24 protein-coding genes are annotated in these 22,591 nt (G+C 57.6%); 13 read left to right on the forward strand and 11 right to left on the reverse strand.

Features of this window, described 5'->3' with window-relative positions; translation table 11 throughout:
• Window positions 1-497 precede the first annotated feature (497 nt).
• A complete protein-coding gene (locus tag AC0J4F_RS07120; protein WP_473025826.1) occupies window positions 498-1,661 on the forward strand; it encodes an amidohydrolase in 1,164 nt (387 codons plus the stop codon).
• On the opposite strand, the gene rlmN is transcribed toward AC0J4F_RS07120, so the two are convergent.
• Window positions 1,655-2,893 carry a dual-specificity RNA methyltransferase RlmN gene (gene rlmN, locus AC0J4F_RS07125; protein ID WP_133952323.1) on the reverse strand — a complete coding sequence of 413 codons (1,239 nt, stop codon included), beginning with the start codon at window positions 2,891-2,893 and terminating at the stop codon, window positions 1,655-1,657. The genes AC0J4F_RS07120 and rlmN overlap by 7 nt on opposite strands.
• Before the next feature lie 183 nt (window positions 2,894-3,076).
• On the reverse strand, window positions 3,077-3,583 hold the full coding sequence (locus AC0J4F_RS07130; protein WP_133952321.1) for an invasion associated locus B family protein: 507 nt from the start codon (window positions 3,581-3,583) through the stop codon (window positions 3,077-3,079).
• A gap of 280 nt (window positions 3,584-3,863) precedes the next feature.
• Here AC0J4F_RS07130 and AC0J4F_RS07135 point away from each other — a divergent pair, with 280 nt between their 5' ends.
• Window positions 3,864-4,430: a sigma-70 family RNA polymerase sigma factor gene (locus tag AC0J4F_RS07135; RefSeq protein WP_040451072.1), complete on the forward strand. Its 567-nt coding sequence runs from the start codon at window positions 3,864-3,866 to the stop codon at window positions 4,428-4,430.
• Here the strand turns inward: AC0J4F_RS07135 and AC0J4F_RS07140 are convergent, their stop codons facing one another.
• Complete coding sequence (locus AC0J4F_RS07140) at window positions 4,431-4,976, reverse strand: RNA methyltransferase (protein ID WP_040452598.1); 546 nt, start codon at window positions 4,974-4,976, stop codon at window positions 4,431-4,433.
• A gap of 192 nt (window positions 4,977-5,168) precedes the next feature.
• Here AC0J4F_RS07140 and AC0J4F_RS07145 point away from each other — a divergent pair, with 192 nt between their 5' ends.
• Together AC0J4F_RS07145 and AC0J4F_RS07150 are read left to right on the forward strand one after the other, a co-directional pair.
• Window positions 5,169-6,143: an NADPH:quinone oxidoreductase family protein gene (locus tag AC0J4F_RS07145; RefSeq protein WP_473025828.1), complete on the forward strand. Its 975-nt coding sequence runs from the start codon at window positions 5,169-5,171 to the stop codon at window positions 6,141-6,143.
• 41 nt (window positions 6,144-6,184) lie between these two features.
• On the forward strand, window positions 6,185-7,120 hold the full coding sequence (locus AC0J4F_RS07150) for an aminotransferase class IV (RefSeq protein WP_473025829.1): 936 nt from the start codon (window positions 6,185-6,187) through the stop codon (window positions 7,118-7,120).
• Here the strand turns inward: AC0J4F_RS07150 and xth are convergent.
• Window positions 7,117-7,926: an exodeoxyribonuclease III gene (xth, locus tag AC0J4F_RS07155; protein ID WP_473025830.1), complete on the reverse strand. Its 810-nt coding sequence runs from the start codon at window positions 7,924-7,926 to the stop codon at window positions 7,117-7,119. The two genes, AC0J4F_RS07150 and xth, sit on opposite strands and share 4 nt — an antisense overlap.
• A 93-nt stretch (window positions 7,927-8,019) precedes the next feature.
• On the reverse strand, window positions 8,020-9,189 hold the full coding sequence (locus tag AC0J4F_RS07160; protein ID WP_133952309.1) for a cation:proton antiporter domain-containing protein: 1,170 nt from the start codon (window positions 9,187-9,189) through the stop codon (window positions 8,020-8,022).
• Between the two features lie 194 nt (window positions 9,190-9,383).
• On the opposite strand from AC0J4F_RS07160, the gene AC0J4F_RS07165 reads away from it, so the two are divergent.
• Complete coding sequence (locus AC0J4F_RS07165) at window positions 9,384-10,106, forward strand: glycoside hydrolase family 25 protein (protein ID WP_473025831.1); 723 nt, start codon at window positions 9,384-9,386, stop codon at window positions 10,104-10,106.
• Window positions 10,107-10,126: 20 nt separating this feature from the next.
• Here AC0J4F_RS07165 and AC0J4F_RS07170 read toward each other — a convergent pair whose 3' ends face one another.
• Window positions 10,127-10,567: a hypothetical protein gene (locus AC0J4F_RS07170; protein ID WP_286190148.1), complete on the reverse strand. Its 441-nt coding sequence runs from the start codon at window positions 10,565-10,567 to the stop codon at window positions 10,127-10,129.
• A 233-nt stretch (window positions 10,568-10,800) separates the two neighbouring features.
• On the opposite strand from AC0J4F_RS07170, the gene AC0J4F_RS07175 reads away from it, so the two are divergent.
• The gene (locus AC0J4F_RS07175; RefSeq protein WP_473025832.1) at window positions 10,801-11,202 is read left to right on the forward strand and encodes an SH3 domain-containing protein; all 402 of its coding nucleotides are present in this window, start codon (window positions 10,801-10,803) and stop codon (window positions 11,200-11,202) included.
• A gap of 299 nt (window positions 11,203-11,501) precedes the next feature.
• Window positions 11,502-12,032, forward strand: a complete 531-nt coding sequence (locus AC0J4F_RS07180; RefSeq protein ID WP_473025833.1) for an SH3 domain-containing protein — start codon at window positions 11,502-11,504, stop codon at window positions 12,030-12,032.
• A gap of 6 nt (window positions 12,033-12,038) precedes the next feature.
• Here the strand turns inward: AC0J4F_RS07180 and AC0J4F_RS07185 are convergent, their stop codons facing one another.
• Complete coding sequence (locus AC0J4F_RS07185; RefSeq protein WP_473025834.1) at window positions 12,039-12,578, reverse strand: CAP domain-containing protein; 540 nt, start codon at window positions 12,576-12,578, stop codon at window positions 12,039-12,041.
• A gap of 223 nt (window positions 12,579-12,801) precedes the next feature.
• Complete coding sequence (gene ccrA / locus AC0J4F_RS07190) at window positions 12,802-14,097, reverse strand: crotonyl-CoA carboxylase/reductase (RefSeq protein WP_133952301.1); 1,296 nt, start codon at window positions 14,095-14,097, stop codon at window positions 12,802-12,804.
• Between the two features lie 285 nt (window positions 14,098-14,382).
• On the opposite strand from ccrA, the gene AC0J4F_RS07195 reads away from it, so the two are divergent.
• The 6 genes from AC0J4F_RS07195 to AC0J4F_RS07220 all read left to right on the forward strand — a co-directional run bounded on the left by AC0J4F_RS07195 (window position 14,383) and on the right by AC0J4F_RS07220 (window position 19,783).
• The gene (locus AC0J4F_RS07195) at window positions 14,383-16,380 is read left to right on the forward strand and encodes a methylmalonyl-CoA mutase family protein (RefSeq protein WP_473025835.1); all 1,998 of its coding nucleotides are present in this window, start codon (window positions 14,383-14,385) and stop codon (window positions 16,378-16,380) included.
• A 140-nt stretch (window positions 16,381-16,520) separates the two neighbouring features.
• Window positions 16,521-16,901 (forward strand): hypothetical protein, encoded by a 381-nt coding sequence (locus AC0J4F_RS07200; protein ID WP_209176170.1) that lies wholly within the window; start codon window positions 16,521-16,523, stop codon window positions 16,899-16,901.
• Between the two features lie 154 nt (window positions 16,902-17,055).
• Window positions 17,056-18,051 (forward strand): sodium-dependent bicarbonate transport family permease, encoded by a 996-nt coding sequence (locus AC0J4F_RS07205; RefSeq protein ID WP_422020779.1) that lies wholly within the window; start codon window positions 17,056-17,058, stop codon window positions 18,049-18,051.
• A gap of 3 nt (window positions 18,052-18,054) precedes the next feature.
• Window positions 18,055-18,366, forward strand: coding sequence for a P-II family nitrogen regulator (locus AC0J4F_RS07210; RefSeq protein WP_055673291.1), 312 nt, complete (start codon window positions 18,055-18,057; stop codon window positions 18,364-18,366).
• 133 nt (window positions 18,367-18,499) lie between these two features.
• Window positions 18,500-19,174 (forward strand): carbonic anhydrase, encoded by a 675-nt coding sequence (locus AC0J4F_RS07215; RefSeq protein ID WP_133952295.1) that lies wholly within the window; start codon window positions 18,500-18,502, stop codon window positions 19,172-19,174.
• Window positions 19,175-19,261: 87 nt separating this feature from the next.
• Window positions 19,262-19,783, forward strand: a complete 522-nt coding sequence (locus AC0J4F_RS07220) for a DinB family protein (protein ID WP_473025836.1) — start codon at window positions 19,262-19,264, stop codon at window positions 19,781-19,783.
• Here AC0J4F_RS07220 and AC0J4F_RS07225 read toward each other — a convergent pair.
• From AC0J4F_RS07225 to AC0J4F_RS07235, 3 genes are all read right to left on the reverse strand, one after another.
• Entirely contained in the window at window positions 19,780-20,673 is an 894-nt protein-coding gene (locus AC0J4F_RS07225) for a DMT family transporter (protein ID WP_473025837.1), read from the reverse strand. The genes AC0J4F_RS07220 and AC0J4F_RS07225 overlap by 4 nt on opposite strands.
• Before the next feature lie 5 nt (window positions 20,674-20,678).
• Complete coding sequence (locus tag AC0J4F_RS07230; protein ID WP_473025838.1) at window positions 20,679-21,419, reverse strand: TenA family protein; 741 nt, start codon at window positions 21,417-21,419, stop codon at window positions 20,679-20,681.
• A gap of 79 nt (window positions 21,420-21,498) precedes the next feature.
• On the reverse strand, window positions 21,499-22,533 hold the full coding sequence (locus AC0J4F_RS07235; protein ID WP_473025839.1) for an aspartate-semialdehyde dehydrogenase: 1,035 nt from the start codon (window positions 22,531-22,533) through the stop codon (window positions 21,499-21,501).
• Window positions 22,534-22,591 lie beyond the last annotated feature (58 nt).

The raw sequence follows: 22,591 nt of genomic DNA on the forward strand, positions 1-22,591 counted from the left end.
TATCGTTGGGCGGCTGTAGACGTCGTCAGCGGACCAAAGCCGAAGCTTGAACAAATCCCGAATACAATATGTCTGCGTGTAACTCGCCTTCCGGCCATATTCTGTCACCCAGCAACCCTATATTGATTGTAGTTGGTGCACGGGCGTTTGCTGGCAAGGTGTAAGTTTACAGGGGTCTCATCTCAGCTCGAAACCTCAGATCTATGCGTCAAACACCGTCTAATTAAATATTGGTGACATCAGCAAGCTAGATACGCGTCGGATCCAAATATCCTGGCCTTGCTGAACAAGCAGTCGAGTTAGAAACGGGTTGGTTTCATGTTGGCCGTACATGACAACAATATGGAAGTTTGGAAAGCAGGGCAGTTACGCCGTCAAAACCGTCTGGCTGCCGGTTTGTTTCAACAAGTTGCACGTGCTACTCGTCTTGGGCTTGATGTCCTGTCTGATACAGCTCTTCGTTCCAGATATTCAACCAGCCTCACTCGGGTCTTAAATTGAACATTAAAACCAAACAGTTAATCGATTTGCGGCATTGGCTGCATGCGCACCCGGAAGTCTCCCGGCAGGAGGTGGAGACAGCCAAATACATGCGCCAGTTTCTGGCCGATCATGCAACACCTGACGCTTTTGTTCCGCTTGCCGGAGCTGGTTTTGCCGCCGTCTATAACGGCGCAAACTCCGGCAAAACGGTGATGCTCAGGACCGAGTTGGATGCCTTGCCAATACATGAGGTGAATCAGGATCTGCCCTACAGATCTGTTTACGACGGCGTGGGGCACAAGTGTGGACATGATGGACATATGACGATCATGGCCGGTGTTGCCCAAACCCTGGAGGAGCGGCCGGACAGTGGCCGTGTTGTTCTGCTGTTTCAGCCGGACGAAGAGACTGGAACCGGCGCCCGGACCTGTTGTGTGCATCCATTTTTTGAATCCATCCGGCCAGACTTTGCGTTTGCCTTGCACAATCTTCCAGGGTTCGCGAAAGGGGCGGTGGTTTGCAAGACAGGGACGTTTGCCTCCTCAGTTAGGTATGTTGCCATAAAATACGCTGGCAAGGAGGCGCATAGCGCGCAGCCAGAAACAGGAGCAAGTCCGTCTTTTGCAATGGCGGAACTGACCCTCAAGGCCCGCGAGATTGAAGCACGCTACGACAAAGCTGATACCTATGCGCTGATTGTGCCGATCTACACCGAAATGGGTGTGCAATCCTCGGGAGTTTGCCCCGGGAGTGGCGAGACACACTATACTTTGAGGGCTGCGGGGAGCGATGTGGTCGAGCGTATGTGGCAAGAATTGTCAGCGGCTGCGGAGGAACTTGCTGAGACCTATGGTCTCACATTCGAGTTCGAAACCAGGGAAGAATTTGCGGCGAATTCCAACAGTCAGCTGGCGTTCGATATGATCAAGCAGGCGGCTACGGGCGCGAATGCAGAGTTCGTCTTGATCGACCGGCCGTTCCGCTGGGGAGAGGATTTTGGCGAGATCACCCAGCGTTACGAGGGCGGCATGTTCGGGCTTGGTGCAGGCGAAAACCAACCGGACCTCCACAACCCGGACTATGATTTCCCGGATGACTTGATCGAGCCTGGAGTGGCCCTGTTCTCAAATCTGATCCGCTTGGCGCTGACCGAACAGTTCAACGCTGCAAATCAATAAACCGCAGCCTTTTTTGCCGCTAATGCATCCCGGTCCTTCTTGCGCATGCGCTCAGAGGCTGACTTCAGCTGCCCGCAGGCGGCAAAGATATCGCGGCCGCGCGGGGTGCGGATCGGAGAGGCATAACCGGCCCGGTTGACGATGTCGGCGAATTCCTCGATCCGCTCCCAGTCGGAACAGGCATATTGGGAGCCCGGCCATGGGTTGAACGGGATCAGATTGATTTTCGCCGGAATGCCCTTGAGCAGCCGGACCAGCTCCAGCGCGTCTTCGTTGCTGTCGTTGATGTCTTTCAGCATCACATATTCAAAGGTGATGCGCTTGGCGTTCGACAGGCCTGGATAGTTGCGGCAGGCATCCAGGAGTTCCTTGATGTTCCACTTCTTGTTGATCGGCACCAGGATGTCGCGATCCTCGTCTCGAACAGCGTGGAGGGAAATTGCCAGCATGCAGCCGATCTCATCACCTGTGCGGAAAATTTCCGGGACAACGCCGGATGTCGACAGGGTAATCCGCCGTTTGGAGAGTGACAGTCCGTCGCCGTCCGAAGCGATGAGCAGGGCCTTTTTGACATTCTCGAAATTATAGAGCGGCTCGCCCATGCCCATCATGACGATGTTGGTGACCAGACGGCCTTCGGACGGCACAATCGCGCCTTGCGGCGTGTGTGCATCCGGAAAATCTCCAAGGCGGTCGCGGGCAATCAGGATCTGGGACAGGATCTCTTCAGATGTCAGATTGCGGACCAACTTTTGCGTGCCGGTATGGCAGAAGGTGCAGGTGAGGGTGCAGCCGACCTGGGACGACACACAAAGCGTGCCACGGCCTTCTTCCGGGATGTAAACGGTTTCGACTTCGACAGGGTTTCCGGCGCCGCGCGGCGGAAACTGGAACAGCCACTTGCGGGTGCCATCGACGGAGATCTGTTCCGACACGATCTTCGGGCGGGCGATCGTGAACGCCTCATCCAGCTTGGCGCGCAGATCCTTGGCGATGTTCGTCATCTCCGCGAAGTCGGAAACGCCGCGCACATAAAGCCAATGCCACAGCTGCGACGACCGCATACGCCATTGCTTTTGCGGCACGCCGATCGTTCCCAGAGCGTCGCCAAGTTCCTCGCGCGACAGGCCGATCAGAGTCGGCTTGTCTTCATCTGCGCCCGGAGTTGCTGCAATGCCTGTAACTGTTTGCGCGTTGGGATTTTCCCGCGCGATGTCGAGCGTAACCGCCATTTTGTGATCCGTTTTTTGTCCGGCCACGAAAGCGTGCCACCTGCCGCGGCGGCGCTGATGCCGGTTCACCTGTTATTGTCAGGGAAATGCTGACGGTCTCAAAACCACAAAGCGCCCGGAAAATCAAGTTTTCCGAGCGCAACGGAGCTATGCGTGAAGCCGTCCGGGAGACGATGCCTACCGTTAGCGGCAGGCCTGACTGGCTGTGTCGATGGCGGCAGTCACGCCGGAGAGCGAAAACTTGTAGGTTGTCCGTGTCCCCCGGCTGGATTCACCATTTACGGACATCTCACGGCCAGCCTTCATCGCTGCAACCAACTGGGCCTCCGTGGCTGCATTTTCGACCCAGGCGCCGTCATTGTTGGTGAACAAGGTAAAGCCTTGTCCGTCCACATCCACACTGACAGACGACTTGTCCTTGAACGGATAGCCGACCAGCAGGCTCGGCTCAGAACTGACACCCTCGGCCGGACGGGACGTCACGAAGAAGAAGACATCGCCGTGGTTTCTGTCGCCGGGAAGCATCGTCGTTGGTTTGGTCAAAGCGTAACAAACTTTGCCGCTGCCACTCGTCAACGCGTAGGCCGCCCAATCCCTGTGCTGTTTCAACAGCGTCGGGGTCTGTGCGAACGCTACCGCAGTTGAGGCGGCGAAACCTGCCAGGGCCAGTACCAGCGTTTTTGCTTTCATGATCTCCACACCGTTTGGTTTGGGGTTCCGGTCAAATTTAATTCAATTGCCGACACACATATAAACGTTGCTTTAATGATAACTTAAAGCGGGTTACGAAAGGGTTGAAGCCCCAAAGCCGACAATTCCTTTCTTTAAAATGCAAAGGCGCGCCCTCGCGATTGTTCAGTATTGCCTCTCGCGAGAAAACAGGGCGACAGTGTGGCGATGTTGCTGTTCCCTCTTCCGAATTGCGCCGAACCTGCTAAACAGAGGGGACTGAAGTGGAGTTGATTGGCCTTTGGCACAAACGCAATATTTTTCCGATCTGATTGTTAAGGTCGCGACAAGCCGGGATAAAGCGGCTTTTGTCGAGCTGTTCGATCATTTCGCACCGCGTCTGAAAGGCTACCTGATGAAACAGGGCGCCGATGACGCCGTGGCCGAAGAAGTCGCACAAGACGTCATGGTGACCCTGTGGCGCAAGGCTGACCTGTTTGACCCACGCAAGTCGTCTGCAAGCACCTGGTTGTTTCGTATTGCCCGGAACCGCCGGATTGACCGGTTGCGGCGGCAAAAAACCGCAGAGCTGGATCCGGAAGAGCCCGCGTTGCAGCCGACGCCGCTGCCAGATGTTGCCGACGAGATGGATGCACGGCTCCGCGAAGAGCGCGTCAGAGCCGCCATGGCCTCGCTTCCTGAAGAGCAAAAAGAAGTCGTGCGCCTGGCGTTTTTCATCGGGCTGTCGCACAGCGAGATTTCCGACCAGACAGGCCTGCCGCTTGGAACGGTCAAATCCCGTATTCGTCTCGCCTTTGGCCGGCTCCGTCAGCTGATTGAGACTGACGAAGCTGTCGACGTGAACTGATCAGTTCCCAGGAACAATCCGCCCGGTCCGGCTGATCGGGCCGCCGCTGACATGCTTTGAGCGTTCAACGGTTGGTGCACCAGACGATACGGCCCTGTCTGCATAACGGCCCATTGCCCTGTGCCGGTCATACATCACGATAGCGCCTGCCATGGCGACATTGATGCAGAACTTCGTTGGAATTTTCACCACGTGATCGCAGCGTTCAAGCATTTGCGGCGACAATGACCCGCGTTCCGGGCCGAGCACATAGGCGGCCTGCAAGGGATGGCCAAAGCTTGGCAGGTCGATGGACTCGTCCGTCAGTTCGATCCCGACTAGCTGGCAGCCGCGCGGAAGATCCATGGTGTCCACGCTGTCCCAGTCAAACGTCGGCAAATGCCCCGGGCTTTTGGAGGTATCCGATTTTGGCGCCCTGCGGATCTTTTGTTCGGCGTCCACGGTGAAGAAGAAGCTCGCACCAAAGGCATGGGCGGACCGCATCAGCGTTCCAAGGTTCATCCGTTTTGACAGGCCTTCGGCTCCGACCGCGAAATATCCGCGCATTTTTCTTCCGTTCTTCGTTCATTATGATGGATTTCCGGTCTCATACCCGAAAGCCGTCGCAGTTTGAACCTTTGCCGGCAGGATCAATCGCCGACCTTGCCAGCCGTTACGACTTTTGAGCCAGTTTCCCTGCTCCTCGCGGCTTGATAAGCATAGACAACGTTTCAGAGTTCCAGATTGAGAGAGTGCCCCGTGAAAGCTTGTATTTGCCCGTCCTACGGCCCGCCATCAAATCTCGTTATCGAGGAACTCGCAGATCCGGTCGCCGCAGCTGGCGAAGTTGTTGTCGCCGTAAAGGCCTGTGCGCTCAACTTCTTCGACACCCTGATCATTCAGGGCAAATATCAGTTCAAGGCTGAGCCGCCATTTTCTCCGAGCGCGGAATTCGCCGGGATTGTCGAACAGGTCGGCGATGGTGTCACGGAATTTGCCGTCGGTGACCGGGTGATGGGCTACATGGTTTTTGGAGCAGCGCGGGAAAAAGTGGTCATCACGCCGGATTCGCTTGTCAAAATGCCTGACGACATTTCGTTCGAGACCGCTGCCGGTCTCACAGTCACCTATGGCACGACCCTTCACGCATTCCGCGACCGGGCCGACCTCAAGGCAGGGGAAACTGTCGCGGTTCTCGGGGCATCCGGCGGCGTTGGTCAGGCCGCCGTCGAGATCGCATCGATCATGGGCGCCAAGGTGATCGCCTGTGCCTCGTCAGAAGAAAAACTCGCTTTTGCAAAATCACTCGGCGCTGATGAGTTGGTCGATTACTCGAAGGCGTCGCTCAAGGACACCTTGAAGGGGCTCACTGGCGGCGCTGGTGTTGATGTCGTCTATGATCCGGTTGGTGGAGATCTCGCCGAACAAGCGCTTCGGGCGACTGCTTGGGAGGGCCGCTTCCTGGTAATCGGTTTTGCTTCGGGGGATATTCCGAAAATCCCGCTTAACCTCACCCTTTTGAAAGGCTGCGACATCCGGGGCGTGTTCTGGGGCGCGGCGATCAAGAAAGATCCGGACGGCCACAAAGCCAATATGCGCCAGCTGCTGGCCTGGGTGAGTGAGGGCAAGCTCAAGCCGCATATTCACGCCGTTTATCCATTTGAGAAGATTGGAACGGCGTTGGATGAAATCGCGGCACGCAAGGTGTTTGGCAAGGTTATTCTCGTGCCGTAGTCTGGCGGAATTACCGTCCATTACTCCGAAAGCTGCCCTCCATGTCTTCCACTGTCGATGTTCGCGTTACTGTCGCAGATCTCTCCAACGGTGCCGCGTGGATGGGTGGCAGGCTCATGCCGGTCTCCGAGGCTGCATTGCCGGTCACCGATTGGGGGCTGATCCATTCAGACATCACTTATGATGTGGTTCCGGTACTGGACGGTGCATTCTTTCGCTTGCCCCATTATCTGGCCCGTTTCCGCCGCTCGATGGACGAACTGCGGCTGGACCCGAAGCTAAGCGATGAGGAGATAGAAGACGCCCTTCAATCACTCGTGGCGGCGACGGGACTGCGAAAGGCCTATGTGGCAATGGTCACCTCCCGGGGCGTGAACCAGGTGCCGGGTTCGCGAGACCCGAGGGACTGCGAGAACCACTTCTTTGCCTGGTGTGTGCCCTACATTCACGTCATCCGGCCGGAGATTGCGGAAAGAGGGGCCCATGTTCATGTTGCCAAGACAGTGCACCGTATTTCGCCCGGCAGCGTCAATCCGAAGGTCAAAAACTACCACTGGGGGGATTTCACCAAGGGGCTGTTTGAGGCCAAGGACAACGGCGCGGAGACTGTCATTTTGCTGGATGATAATGGCAACGTGACCGAAGGACCGGGTTTCAATGTGTTTGCCGTGAAAGGTCGAACGCTGGTGACGGCCGAAAGCGGTGTTTTGGAAGGCATCAGCCGTCAGACGGTGCTGGATATCGCGGCAGAACAGGGGCTTGAGATCGAGATCCGGGCCTTGCCGCTCAGCGAGTTGTTCGAGAGCGACGAGGTTTTCATCACCACGTCCGGTGGCGGCGTCGCACCGGTCACCCGGGTGGATGACCGGATCTTTTCAAATGATGCGCCGGGCCCGATCACGGCAGCGCTGCACAAGGCCTATTTTGAATGGGCCGCCCGTCCGGAAAACCGGACAGAGATTTCTTATCGGGATTAAGCCTCAAACACCGCAACAACAGGCGCGTGATCGGATGGTTTTTCCCAGCCGCGGGCATCGCGCAGCACTTCCGTGCTTTTGATGTGGCTTGATGCCGGTTCGGACACCCAGACATGGTCCAGACGGCGGCCCTTGTCGGCTGCCGACCAGTCTTTTGCCCGGTAGCTCCACCATGTGTAGAGCTTTTCCTCCATCGGTGTGAACTGGCGCATGGCGTCCAGCCAGCCGCCGGTTTCCCGGACGGTTTCGAAAAGCTCGGTTTCGATTGGTGTGTGTGAGACGACCTTCAACAGTTTCTTGTGAGACCAGACATCGTGTTCATAAGGTGCGACGTTCAAGTCACCGACCAGAACGGCGGGTTTGGCGGTTTCGGCGCCTTGCAGCCACTCTTGCATCTCGCCGAGGAAATCCAGCTTGTGGCCGAATTTGTCGTTTTTTTCCCGGTCGGGTTCATCACCGCCCGCCGGCACATAGAAGTTGTGAACCCTTAAGGCAGACCCGTTGAACGGCACGTCGACAGCCACATGCCGGCTGTCGCCGACATTGCAGAAATTCCGCTTTTCAACATTACTCAATGGCAGCTTGGAGAGCGTTGCAACTCCGTGATAGCCCTTCTGGCCATTGATCGCCATGTGCTCATAGCCGGCCGCGCGGAAGGCCTTTTCCGGAAAATTTGCGTCCGGGCATTTGGTTTCCTGCAGGCAAATCATGTCCGGCGCGGTTTCCTCGATCAATTGCTCGACAATCGGCATGCGCAGACGCACGGAATTGATGTTCCAGGTGACGAGTTTGAGCCGGTTTGTCATGAGAGCCTTGTCTGATACGGAGTGGCGGGACCTCCTTCTTAAGTGTTTTTGGATTTGGTGCAATCCGAAAGGCGAGGCCGGCTTGTTTGGTGATCAGTGCCCGATCTCGTTCGCCTTTCGCAGAGCGTGGGCCGTCAGCATTGGACCGATCAGCTCAAATACGATGGTGGAGCCAATGGCAATCGTCAGGATCTCCAAGCGTAGATGGGGCAAGGCTTCCGCGGCGACCAATGCCATGCCGACCGCGATCCCGGCCTGGGGCAGAAGCGCAAGGCCAAACAGGTAGCTCTTGGGGAAAGCCGTATCCGGATGCAATTTACCGCCGAGCCATCCGCCTGCCAGCCGTCCCAGTGTTCGAAGGGCAACATAGACGAGACCCAGTCCGCCAAGCTGCCACAGATTTGCGGGTTCCAGCGACGCACCTGCAAGGACGAAGAAGAATATCATGAAGGGCCATTCGATGTGCTCGATTTCATGAAATGGCTTTGAATGGTGACGTCCGGAATTGATCACAGTCGCGCCGCAGGCAACGCCTGCCAGCAAGAATGACACATCGAGCCACAGTGCGGACCCTGCCGTTAGAAAAACAATTCCGAGCGCTTCTGAAAGTGTCGGGTCTCCGGAGCGCAGCCGCCCCGACAAGTAGCCCGCCGGTATTCCGATCGTAATTCCCAGAGCAATCGCGCCGCCGATATCCCACGCCGCGTGATAAAGTGCATCCAGGTTGCCAGTGCCGACCAATGCCTGCGCCGCCATCAAACAAAGGGCAAAGACAACGATCCCCCATACGTCATCCAGGGCAACGATGCCTGCCAGCGTATCTGAAAATGGGCCTTTTGCATTGTACTGGCGGACGACGTCGTTGGTTGCAGCCGGATCAGTCGCAGTGGCAAGGGCGGCGAGGATCAATGCCAAGGCTGGGGGATAGCCAAACAACACCAGCCCACCTCCGACCAGCACAGCCGTTGCCGCAACAGCCGTGATTGAGACCGTCGCGACGGTACCGCCGCTGTTCTCAAAATGAAGTTTCGACAATTTGCCGCCGAGCAGGAACGCCACCATGGACAGCGCAAGTATCGACAACGGCTCGTACAGCTGCGTTAGCACATGCGGCAAAAGATCGAGAGTGGCTGGTCCAACGACCAGCCCGCAGAGGATCAATAACGTAACCCTTGGAAAACGCGTTCGGTGGCCGACTTCATCGGCCAGCATGCCAATGAGAAGAAGCGCGCCAAGCGCGATGAAGGTGACCGCTGTTTCCATGCGCTAAGCGTTGCGCGTATTACCTCTCCTCGTCTTTGATCTGTCGCATTTCGGCCGCAGTCAGGTGATCGTGATCATTGCTACGTAATTTTGCTTGGATTTTCGAGTTTCGTCCACGTTCCGTTAGGAACTCCATTGCATTTTAGCGGTCGGAAAAACCTTTTCTTAACCCTGCCGAGGTTGCTGTGCTCGCAATGATCAAAACGTTTTGTTCTTTGGTCGGTTTCGCGTTTTTGAGCGCGTGTTCTGCCTATGATTTTCCGGATCCGACGCCAGAGGACTTCGCGGTTCACGGGATTGATATCTCAAGATGGCAGGGCGATATCGACTGGGATCGAGTCCGGCAGTCCGGCGTCGCCTTTGCCTGGATCAAGGCCACCGAAGGCGGGGATCATGTCGATCCTCGGTTTGTCGACAACTGGATTGGCGCCCGGAAAGCCGGCGTACGGCGCGGAGCTTATCACTTCTACTATTTCTGCCGGCCGGTCGAGGAGCAGATCTCCTGGGTCAAGGAAATTGTTCCGGTCGATCCGCAGGCCTTGCCTCTGGTGCTGGATATGGAGTGGAACGCGCATTCCAAAACATGCACCACGCGTCCGCCAAGGGAGCGGATCCTTCCGGACATGAAGCGCTTTCTGGACGAGATGGAGCGTCACTACGGTAAGCGGCCGGTGATCTATTCGTCCGTGGATTTTCACCGGGATCGCCTTGTGGGGGCTTTCCCGGACGAACACTTCTGGCTGCGGTCAGTGGCGACCTATCCGAACAACATCTACGAACAGCGGGACGACTGGGTCTTCTGGCAATACACTGCAGAAGGCCGGATCCCGGGCATCAAGGGTGATGTCGACCGCAATGCTTTCTTCGGCACGAAGTCGCAATTCCGGGACTGGCTCAACGGTGAACTGAAGCGCTAGCGTCATCCCTGTTGGCTAGATCAGTTCACCTTGATCTGGTGGGTGATATCCTTGCCGTTGCTGACGGTGACTTGCTTGAAGCCGATCAGTTTGCAGAAATCGAGGAAGTTCAATTCCTGCGGCTGGTCGGTGCGGGCGAATAGCTCGGTGCCCCTTGCCATGGAGGTCAGCGACGCCAAAAGGGCGCGCATCCGGTAGAGCGTGTCGTACTGACCGTCGCCTGTGGCGACGATGATCAGTTTTTCCAGCTCCGCACCCTTGGCGAACAGGTGGTAGCCGGGGGCATAAGCTTGCTTCGACTGTTGAGCGGCAAGCCCGATGACAAAGGCTGCTCTTGAACGCTTGTTTGCATCAAGGGCTGTTTCGACGTTTGAAATGTAGGGCTCACTTGTCTGAGGAGCTGGATAATAGTAGCCCGCATGCGAATCGAAGGCACTGGACGGCAGCGTGCCCGCCGCCAAAACCGCCGCTATACATGCGCCCTGAAATGCCCGGCGTGCGCAGGCCTTTAAAATACAATCGATCACGTTTTGAGCCCCCCTGAAGATAAGGCTCTATGAAGTCTGGTCTTCTGACCGAAATCAAGGGCGAACATGATACCGTCTGAGGGCGGAAACGCTTGAGGGGGCTATACTTTCGCCACGTTATCGGCTCACATGGTTGATGTCTGGGCAGATAAACAGGAGTTCTGAGAATGTTGAACCGCCTTGCGATGGCTCTGGCCGCTGCGGTCCTGACAATAACACCGGCTCTCGCCCAGTCCGGCGGCCCGGCAATCGCCTACACCACGGCCAATTTGAACATGCGCGCTGGGCCCGGAACCAACTATCCGGTGCTGACAACCTTGCCGCAAGGCGCCGGGGTCACCGTGTTCGGCTGTACCGCCGACTTTCAGTGGTGCGATGCGGCCTTCACGACAGTCAAAGGCTGGGTCTCGGGGAAATATCTCAGCTATGGCGTTCAGGGCCGGTATTACGGCCAGCCGATTCCGCGATCCGGGATCTATGTGGGTGTGCCGCGCTATCAACGGAACTATCCGGTCTATGGGCGTGGTCCGGTAAGGGTTCAGCCCCTGCCCGGCTACCGCCGGTACTGAACCGACGATCGATCCGGCAAAGGAAGGGGCGCCCGTACTTTGGCGGGCGCTTTCGTTTGGCAGCGGCTGTCATCATCCCGCGCCAAGCCGTTCTTTTGAGCAGTTCTAATGGTATATCGAAGATATCGTTTCATTACTGCCTGTATTATATTTAATAACTTCATTAAGTACTTGTCGGCTCTTCAGAAAACTGCGCTGGATTTGCGACATGAACCGTAGATGAATGGTTCTGTTGCAATTGGGCCATCTTGAATCTCCACATCACCGCCGTGTCATGGGCCGTTTTTGGAGAGAAGATCATGTTGAAGCAAGCCGCATTGGTGATGATGGCCGCAGGCTTTCTTGCACAGCCTGCCATGTCCCAAGCGAATGCATCAGTCGCCTACACCACAAGTGGGCTGAATATGCGGGCTGGGCCCGGCACCAGCTATCCTGTCATAACAACCCTGCCGCAAGGCGCGGCAGTCCAGATTTCGGGATGTACTGCTGGATATGGCTGGTGTGATGCGAGCTACGGGAACATGTCCGGATGGGTTTCCGGAAACTATCTGGTCTACGGAACGCGTGGCAGCTACTACCGCCAGCCTATTCCAAGTGCGGGCGTTTATATCGGCGTGCCGATCATAAACCGAAACGTGACCATCTATAATCGGCCGGTGCGCCCGCGCGTTTATGCCCCGCCGCCCCGCGGCCCGCGTGGTCCTTATTATCAGCCGAGACCGCCGCGTGCTGTCGCACCAATACTTCCGGATCGCACGCCGCAGGCCCAGGTCAGACCGCCCCGGCCGCACCAACCTATGCAGCCACCGCGGGGTCCAAGGCGTTCCTGATTGGGTTTATTGAGTTGGCGCCGGAGCTGCCAGGACAAGCGACCAGAAGACCTTGTGCTTCGCATTGGCGGAGTAGGCTGTCGCGATGCCAAGGCGGGTGGCGGAGTTTGCGAGAAGCACCTCGTTGTGTTTCGGAGATTCCCGCCATCCGGAAAAGGCTTCGGCAAAAGTGCGGTATCCTGCACTCACATTTTCAGATGCCGCGGTTTTTGGCTCCCCGATTGCGGCCATGCGGGTTTCCAATTGCAGATTGGACGCGAGTGATGCCTGAACCGTTCCGGCGGATGCCATGGCGTTGGCTTGGGTCTGCGCAATGGAGGTCAGTCGTGGGTCGGGCGTGACGGCCGGCAAACCGTTGTTGATCCGGTATTGCGAGATCATCTGGGCGGCCGTTGCCGGATCAACCTGACCATCCGTTTTTGCCAGATCCTGATAAAACGGCGGCGTCTGCAGGCGATCGCCCATGCAGGCGGACAGCCCCAAGGCCGCAAGCCCGATGGGCATCAACAAAAGTCTGGAGAGGGATCGCCGGGCTGTCGCACGCATGTTCAATAAGCGCCTGTGTCTGGAGTGCATCGTGATTCGATGCAGGAACTGTGTCGGCGAATAGCAGCAGAATTGGGACTGGGTCCACAAGCCATGTCAGGAATGCTGAGAGGGCTGCCCACAGATGGCGAAAGTCTAACGGTGCCGGCCAACAAAAAAGCCAGCCCGAACATCGGGCTGGCAGGCTGCATTAGGCTCTAAGCCTTCGGGGAGAATGGTTGATCTAGCGTTTTCCCGCTTCAATCACGTCTTCCAAGGTCCGCAGACCCGTCGTCGGCGCACAAACAAGAACGGACATGTTGCCTGGTGCGTGTTCGTTCTTCCACATCTTGGTGTGCGCTTGCGGGATCTGATCCCACGGGAACACTTCAGACATGTACGGATCGATCCGGCGTTCAATCATGAGCTTGTTGGCGGCCGACGCCTGCTTCAGATGCGCAAAGTGCGAGCCTTGCAGGCGCTTTTGGTGCATCCACATGTAGCGGACGTCAAAGGTGCAGTTAAAGCCCGATGTGCCGGCGCAGATCACAACCATGCCGCCTTTTTTACAGACGAACGTCGAGACAGGGAACGTCGCTTCGCCCGGGTGCTCAAACACGATATCGACGTTGTTGCCTTTTCCGGTGATGTCCCAAATCGCCTTGCCGAACTTGCGCACTTCCTTGAACCAGTCGGCATATTCCGGGGAACCGACCTTCGGCAGCTGGCCCCAACAATTGAAGTCCTTGCGGTTCAGGACACCCTTTGCGCCCAGATCCATGACGAAGTCACGCTTGTCTTCGTCTGAAATAACACCGATGGCGTTGGCGCCCGCTGCCGTGATCAGCTGGATCGCATAGGATCCAAGACCGCCGGATGCGCCCCAAACCAGAACGTTCTGGCCCGGCTTCAGCTCGTGCGGGTGGTGACCGAAGAGCATCCGGTAAGCCGTTGCAAGGGTCAGCGTGTAACAGGCGCTTTCTTCCCAAGTCTGGTGCTTCGGACGCGGCATCAGCTGCTGCGCCTGAACCCGTGTGAACTGGGAGAAGGACCCATCCGGGGTCTCGTAGCCCCAAATGCGCTGGGAATTGGAGTACATCGGGTCGCCACCGTTGCAATCTTCGTCGTCGCCGTCGTCCTGATTACAGTGGATGACGACCTCATCGCCGACTTTCCAGCGCTTGACCTTGTCACCAACGGCCCAAACGATCCCGGATGCATCTGAACCGGCGATGTGGAACGGCGCGCCGTGGCCGTCGAATGGGCTGATCGGCTCGCCAAGGCCGGCCCAAATGCCGTTGTAGTTGACACCGGCGGCCATCACGAGAACCAGAACCTCATGGCTGTCCAGTTCCCAGGTCGGCACGACCTCAAGCTTCATCGCGTCTTCCGGAGCGCCGTGACGTTCCCGGCGGATCGCCCATGCATACATGTTTTTAGGAACGTGACCGAGCGGCGGGATTTCACCGATTTCGTAGAGATCTTTCAACGGAGCGTCTCCCCGCGTTTGGTTGTCATTGGCTTGCGCTGTTGCTGTCACTCTCCCCTCCCAGGGCTGTCTTTGGCGCGATTTTCTTTCGCATGTGCAAAAGGCTCTATCGGGGCAAAACCCCAATTTGCGCAACTATTGTTCAAAAATAGATACGTATCTATACGACTATTGCTTAACTTGCGTTTTTTGGCCAGTCGTATTTTGCATTGCAAGAGAAGGGTTTCGCGTGCGCGCAAACTCCGGCACACTGTTGGTCTTGGGAGATAGACCGGTAAATCGGGTGCTACAGGGAAAAGAAGACTGGCAAAATAAGGCCTTAGGAGGAGAAGCGGCATGAGCGCAGCAGGCTATGGCAAGGTAGAGCGGGACCGTCCTTGGATCTTTCGCACCTATGCGGGGCATTCCACAGCCGCCGAATCCAACAAGTTGTACCGGGGCAATTTGGCCAAGGGGCAGACGGGACTGTCCGTGGCTTTCGATTTGCCCACACAAACCGGTTATGATCCGGATGATCTTCTGGCGCGCGGTGAAGTTGGCAAGGTCGGTGTGCCGGTGGCCCATCTCAGCGATATGCGGACACTCTTTCACGAGATCCCGCTGGAGCGCATGAATACGTCCATGACGATCAACGCGACCGCGCCGTGGCTGTTGTCACTTTATATCGCTGCGGCTGATGAGCAGGGCGCGGACCGCAAACTGCTCTCCGGCACCACACAGAACGACATCATCAAGGAATACCTTTCCCGCGGCACTTATGTGTTCCCGCCGGCGCCCTCGCTCAGTCTGACGACGGATGTCATTTCGTGGACTTATTCCAACATGCCGAAGTGGAACCCGATGAACGTCTGCTCCTACCATTTGCAGGAAGCAGGCGCGACGCCGGTCCAGGAATTGTCCTTTGCACTTGCGACCGCGGTGGCCATTCTCGACAGCATGAAGGCAAGTGGAGCGATCCCGGAGGAAGATTTCCCGAAGGCGGTTGGCCGGATCTCGTTCTTCGTGAATGCAGGCATGCGCTTTGTCACTGAGATGTGCAAGATGCGCGCCTTTACAGAGCTTTGGGACGAGATTTGCCGCGAGCGCTACGGTGTTGAAGACGAGCGCTACCGCCGTTTCCGGTATGGCGTTCAGGTCAACTCGCTCGGCCTGACCGAGCCGCAGCCGGAAAACAACGTCTACCGCATTCTTGTTGAAATGCTGGCCGTCGTTCTGTCCAAAAACGCAAGGGCACGTGCGGTTCAGCTGCCAGCTTGGAACGAGGCGCTGGGCCTGCCGCGTCCGTTCGATCAGCAATGGTCGCTCAGAATGCAGCAGATCCTCGCCTACGAGACCGACCTCCTGGAGTATGCGGACATCTTCGACGGGTCTGCGGAAATCACCCGCAAGGTTGAAGAGCTGAAAGACGAAGCTCGTGAGGAGCTCGCGCGCATTGATGCGATGGGTGGGGCGGTTGCGGCTGTTGAGTCCAGCTACATGAAACGCAAGCTGGTGGAAGCCAATTCGGCGCGCCTTGCCGGGATCGAAAGCGGTGATCAGGTTGTGGTCGGTGTCAACAAATGGACCGAGACCGAGCCGTCCCCGCTGGCCGCTGGCGAAGACGGCGGCATTCTCACAGTGCCCGAGCATGTCGAGGGCGAGGCCATTGAGAAGGTCAAGGCTTGGCGTGAGGCACGGGATCAGGCGGCTGTTGATGCGGCCATTTCCGAACTGCGTGCGGCAGCCCAGGAAGGCCGGAACATCATGGAGCCATCTATTGCTGCGGCTAAAGCTGGTGTGACGACCGGGGAATGGGGCCGCACCTTGCGGGAGGTCTTCGGTGAGTACCGGGCTCCAACGGGTGTTGGTCAATCCGTCAGCGACGATGCCGGTGATCTGGCCGCAGTGCGCGCGGATGTGGAAGCTGCGTCAGAAAAACTCGGCCGGCGTCTCAAGTTCCTTGTTGGAAAGCCTGGGCTGGACGGACATTCCAACGGCGCGGAACAGATTGCCGTGCGGGCGCGAGATTGCGGCATGGAGGTCGTTTACGAGGGCATTCGCCTGACCCCGGCCCAGATCGTCAATGCTGCGGTCGAAGAAGACGTTCACGTCATTGGCCTGTCCATTCTCTCCGGATCCCATTTGGCGCTGGTGCGCGATGTGATGGATCTTTTGAGAAGTTCGGGCGCAGATGACATTCCTGTTGTCGTCGGCGGCATCATCCCGGATGAAGACGCCGCGCAGCTGAAAGCGATGGGAATTGCTGCGGTCTATACGCCCAAAGACTTTCAGCTGACGGACATTATGGCCGATGTCGTCAAGATCGTCGGCGGTGCCGCTGAAAAGGCTGCTTAGGTCGTAATAACCGGTCCTGTCAGATTTGCTGCTTCTGGAACAACGGGTTAACATAACGTAAAGATTCGTTAACTCTTTGTTGTGAAAATCAAAGAAGGTTTGCCAGAAGGCAAGCTTTCTCTGAAGGCCAGGAGGCCGAAATGGCGACGACGATTGAAAGGCCCATCGCGGCCCAGGTCGTGGCGCATGCGACAGAGTATCCCGCGGACCGGGACGGTGATGGCACCGGATATGGCCGCGACAAAAAGCGTACCGCAGAGCGCCAGGATCAAGATACCGGTTCCTCGACTGAAGACCCGGCAGTTCTCATTGACGATCATCACACTGTAGATCATACCCTTGACGGGATTGCTGCCTACAAGGCGGCAGCTCTTGAAGTTCTTGAGCCGGGCGTTGATCACGGACCTGTTCATCCGTTGCCCGGACCGGTCGACAAAGTGCCGCCGCAAAATGTCCGGCATGCCTATGAAGATCACCCGGACGGTGAAGAGCCACCGCACGCGGTAAATGTCGCGACTTGAGCCGCGTGAAGCTTAGTCAATCGGGTGCAATCTGTGCTGTTTTTCCTTGAAATCCGCCGGGAAACGTCTCATACCGCGCGGCGTAGGTGATCCTACGTATTTTTGAGCGTGCCGGTTGGCTCGCGAAAATCAGATCAAGCAGGGGCGGCCAGAGGTGATCGAAACAATTCTTGGATTGGCGGCGCAGAACCTTTTGTCGCCTATCATTTTGTTTTTCGCGCTTGGTTTGGGAGCCGCATTCGTCCGCTCCGACCTGACGATCCCGGAAGCGGCCGCCAAATCCCTGTCGATCTATCTGCTCTTTGCGATTGGCTTCAAGGGCGGGGTGAGCGTCAGTGCGCACGGGATTGATGCGACCCTGATCCTGTCCCTGATCGCCGGTCTGATCCTGTCGTTCGCGCTGCCGTTCCTGGCGTTTGCCCTTCTTCGTGGCATGACACGGTTGAGCACGGTGGATGCGGCTGCTGTCGCTGGTCACTACGGCTCAATCTCGATTGTGACATTTGTCGCGGCAACATCCGTTCTGCAGAGCCAGGGGATTGCCAGTGAAGGCTATTTGGTGGCTGTGGCCGCTGTGATGGAAGCGCCGGCCATTTTGTCCGCGCTCTGGATCGTTGCGCGGTTCTCTTCAAGCGCGGAAGCCAAGGAACGTGAACAGGATACGCAGGGCTTGTGGCGCGAGATCTTGCTCAATGGCTCCATTGTGCTGTTGGTAGGGTCGTTCCTGATTGGCTTCCTGACCGGCGAAGACGGCCTCAAGGAGATCGAAAGTTTCATTGTTTCGCCGTTCAAAGGCGTGCTCTGCCTGTTTCTTCTCGACATGGGGCTTGTTGCGGGCCGTGGTTTGCGGGCGAGCGCCCACCAGCTGCGGCCGGGCCTGATCAGCTTCGGTATCCTGATGCCCGTGCTGGGATCGGCAGCCGGATTGATTGCCGCCAGCCTGATTGGCCTGTCGACCGGCGGGGCAGTTCTTTTGATGACCTTGAGCGCGTCAGCTTCCTATATCGCGGTGCCTGCGGCCATGCGTGTGGCCTTGCCCGAGGCCAATCCGTCTATTTATCTCACCATGTCGCTTGGAATAACCTTTCCATTCAACCTGACACTTGGCATACCGCTGTACTTAAGTGTCGCGCAGGCAGTGGGGGGATAAGCCATGGAAATGAAACAGGCCAAGCGGGTCGAGATCACGATCGAAGCGCCGATGGAAACGCGTTTGACCAACGCGCTCGACCGGGCCGGTGTGACCGGCTACACGATTTTGCCGGTTCTGGGCGGCAGTGGCCGGTCTGGCCGGTGGAGCCGCGAGGGCCAGGTGTCCCGCGCCGGCGGCATGGTCTCGATCATTTGCATTATCCGTCCGGAACGCCTGGATGAGCTCCTGGAAGCTGCATTTGGAGTGGTTGAACGCCACATCGGCGTCGTCTGCGTGTCCGATTGTCAGGTCCTGCGCGCCGAGCGCTTCTAAGGTCCCAGCACTCCAGACATTTAGCCACTTTTGCTGAGGGCGTGTACGTACTTCCCCTGATTGGGCGCGCTTGAGTGATCCCGTAAAACTGTTGGACTGCACTGCGTGCGCCAATGCTCAGGAGATCACGGCGATGGCATTCCCATCCGAATTGCTCAACGGATACAGCCGTTATCTGAACAAGGGCTTTGTGCGCCATAAGGAAATCCAGGAACATCTTGCGATCTACGGGCAGACGCCGGAAGTCATGGTGGTGTCTTGCTGCGACAGCCGTGTAACCCCGGAAGGCATCTTCGGGGCGGGTCCGGGTGAGTTGTTTGTTGTGCGCAACGTTGCCAATCTTGTGCCGCCGTTCGAGGCCACCGAAGGCCAGCACGGCACAAGTGCGGCCATTGAATATGGCGTGACCGGTCTTCACGTGAAGCACATCGTGGTCATGGGCCACTGCAAGTGCGGAGGCATCCAGGCCTTCCGCGAAAGCGCCAATCAGGACCACGCGCAGAAGGGGTTCATTGGACGCTGGATCAAGCTTCTGGAACCTGCAGCGATCTCAATGGCATGTATGCCGGTCGATAAGATCGAAGACCCGCAGCTGGCCATGGAATATGCCGGCGTGCGGCAATCGCTAAAGAACCTAATGACCTTTCCATTTGTGAAAGAGGCGGTTGATCGGGGCGAGCTGCAACTGCACGGCGCCTGGTTCGATATCGGGTCTGCGGAACTGCGGGTGATGGATCCGGTCACAGAGCGTTTTGAAACGGCTGATGGCCCGGAAGCCATGCCGATCCCGACGGTCGCCGCTGAATAGTGGGCGTTGCTTGAATGGGCCTAGCCGGGTGAGCTGTTTTTTGGCATCAAGCGGTTCCAATTCCGATACCTGTTCCAAGGCCTTCCCATGACAACTGAAATTGCGATTTACCAGCGTCTTTCCAAGTACAACACCTGGATGACGGAAAAAGCCTATGTGGCCGCGGAGAAGATGAGCGATGCGGATCGCAGAGAGGACCGAGGGGCTTTCTTCAAATCCGTTCATTCCACCCTCAATCATCTGCTTTTCGGCGATCGCGCTTGGATGCGCCACTTCACGGGCCGGGATTACGAGGTCGGCGGCATGGGCGTCGATATTTTCCAGGATTACGAAGCTCTCAAGGCCGCGCATTTCGAGATCTGCGCCGACATTGAAGAGTTTGCCGGTGGACTGACATCCGAATGGCTGGCCGGAAACCTGGAATGGACCAGCCGCAGTGACTGTCAGACCCGGACCCGGCCGCGTTGGCTGTGCCTGACGCATATGTTCAATCACCAGACCCACCATCGGGGCCAGCTGTCCACGCTTTACATGCAGGCCGGGATCGACATCGGCAAAACGGATCTGCCGTTCATGCCGGATCTGTTGAAGCAGGATGTTTCCGGCTAACTCGCAAACAGCAACGCGCTGCCGATGACCACAAGTCCGGCACCGGCCCAAGCGCCAAGTGCCGGGATTTCCTTGGTCCGCCACCAGAGCATCGGCAGCATCAGGGCCGGGGTGGTGGCGGAGAGGGTTGCGATGATGCCGACTTCACCTCCGGACAGCGCGAACAGGATCAGCGTCATGCCGACGCCCATGCCGAGAAAACCGGAGAGTGCAATCAGGCCAACAAGGGACGGGGTAAACCGGTCGGCCGGTTTCACCCAGGAGACCGGAAGGCGGGTCAATGCCAGAAGGCAGAGCGCAGCCATGCCGACGCGAAGGCTGGAAGCGGCGACCGGATCGGCGCCGGTTTCCATCACCGGGCGGGCGATCAACGAGCCGATGGACTGCGACAGGGCAGCGGCCAGTCCCAGCAAGACGCCGGCCCACAGCGGCCCGCGAATGCTTTCCCACTGGTGCAGCTGGGATTTGCGTTTGCCGAAGCGGATGGCCAGCAACACGCCGCTGAAGGTGATGAGAATTCCGAGGATCTGCGCGACCGTCAGGTCTTCGTTCAAGAGCAGCCAGCCGAGGATTGCCGACATCGGCGCATTCAGCGAAAACAGCATCGCCGTGCGGCGCGGGCCCATTCGGTTCAGCGTCAGGAAAAGCGCCGTGTCACCCATGAAGATCCCGATCACGCCGGAGAGCATCAGCGGCACAATATGGTCAGCGCTGATTGATCCCCAACCGGTGGAGAACGCCACCCAGGCAATCAGCATCAGCGCGACGAGCACCATGCGGGTGCAATTGAAGGCAATCGCACCCAAGTGCTGCGCCGGCCCCGCCGATATCAAGCCGGTTAGAGCCCAAAGGGCGGCGGCACCAAGAGCGGCAGCTTCATAGACGAACATTCTCTTTAAGACCGCGCGGCAGGATCAGCCGGGAGAGCTGCTTCGCCGGTCCATGCCGCGTCAAAAAACGCCGTTTCAAGCCTGCTCAAGCGGGTAAAAATCACCGCCAGACGCTCCTGTTCCGCTGCGCCAAGCGCGCTGCCAACAGCATCCATCTCTTCGCGGATCCAGTTGACGAAACTCTCAAAGCCCTCGACCGCATGCAGATCGATCCATTCTGCGAGATAGAAGTGTTGCGGGCGTGGCTTTTGCGCTTCGCGCAGCCCCCAGGTCAGATAGCACCACTCGGCGCACAAGAGGCAAGCCAGGCCTTCGGCATAGGTGCCTTTGCCGGAGGAGGTGAGAAGCAGATCGGTGAAAGCCCGTGTGACCGGTCCCTGAGCGGCTGTTTCATAAGTTTCTGCCGGAACACCAAGCGCATTGAAAGACCGAAGAAAGTAGTCGTTTTCTTCCGACGTCAATAAAGCCAGAAAACCTGACAGGCGGGCCTTGGAGCGCATGGAGGGCGCTTTGGCGACAAGATATCCGAGTGTCGAAGCGAGATCGGTGATGAAGGTATAGTCTTCAACCAGATACCGGGCATAGGCGTCATCCGGCATGCTGCCGTCGCCGATGGCCTTTGTGAAGGCATGACCGGTTGCCGCGCTCCAGTGCGGTTCGGCGCGGGCGGCAAGCCAGTCGGTAAACCGGGCATCGGGTTTGGTTGTCAGGAATTCCTGAAAAGAACCGGAAAAAGCCTCGGGCATGGCGCCGGGCTCCTTGTCTCAATGATATATGGGAAGAGAAGAACAAAACGGGCGCCGGATAGCGCCCGCTTAGAAATACTTAGGCCGCGGCCTTTTTCGGAGTGATCAGACCGCGGTTCACCAGAACCTCGGCGATCTGAACCGTGTTGAGCGCCGCGCCCTTGCGCAGGTTGTCGGAGACAACCCACATGTTGAGACCGTTCTCGATGGTTGCATCTTCGCGGATGCGGGAGATGTAGGTCGCATCTTCGCCGGCAGATTCATACGGCGTGATGTAGCCGCCGTCTTCGTGCTTGTCGATGACCAGGCAACCCGGAGCTTCGCGCAGGATGTTGCGGGCATCTTCCGCCGTGATCTCGTTTTCGAACTCGATGTTGACGCTTTCGGAGTGGCCGATGAAGACAGGGACGCGTACCGCGGTGCAGGTCACCTTGATGGCCGGATCAAGCATCTTCTTGGTTTCGGCCAGCACCTTCCATTCTTCCTTGGTGTAGCCGTCTTCCATGAAGACATCGATGTGCGGAATGACGTTGAACGCGATCCGCTTGGTGAACTTTTCCGGCTCAATCGGGTCGTTCACAAACACGGCACGGGTCTGGTTGAACAGCTCTTCCATGGCGTCCTTGCCGCCACCGGAGACCGACTGGTAGGTGGAGACGACAACGCGCTTGATCTTGGCATGATCGTGCAGCGGCTTCAGCGCAACAACGAGCTGCGCAGTGGAGCAGTTCGGGTTGGCGATGATGTTCTTCTTGGTGAAACCGGTGATGGCATCAGCATTCACTTCAGGAACGATCAATGGCACGTCCGCGTCGTAGCGCCAGGCGGACGAGTTGTCGATCACAACGCAGCCCTTCGTGCCGATCCTTGGGGACCATTCCTTGGAGATGGTGCCGCCAGCGGACATCAGGCAGATGTCGGTGTCGGAGAAATCATAGTTCTCCATCGCCTGGACCTTCAGCGTTTTGTCGCCGAAGGAAATGTCCGTGCCTTGGGAGCGGCGGGACGCCAGCGCGACGACTTCGTCCGCCGGAAAGCCGCGCTCTGCGAGAATATCCAGCATCTCCCGGCCAACGTTTCCGGTTGCCCCAGCAATTGCGATCTTGAAACCCATGTGACTGTCCTTGTCCGTCTCCCCGCTTCACCAGCTGCCCAGGTCATCAGGCATGCCA

It is taken from the genome of Roseibium sp. R5 (assembly GCF_055755305.1).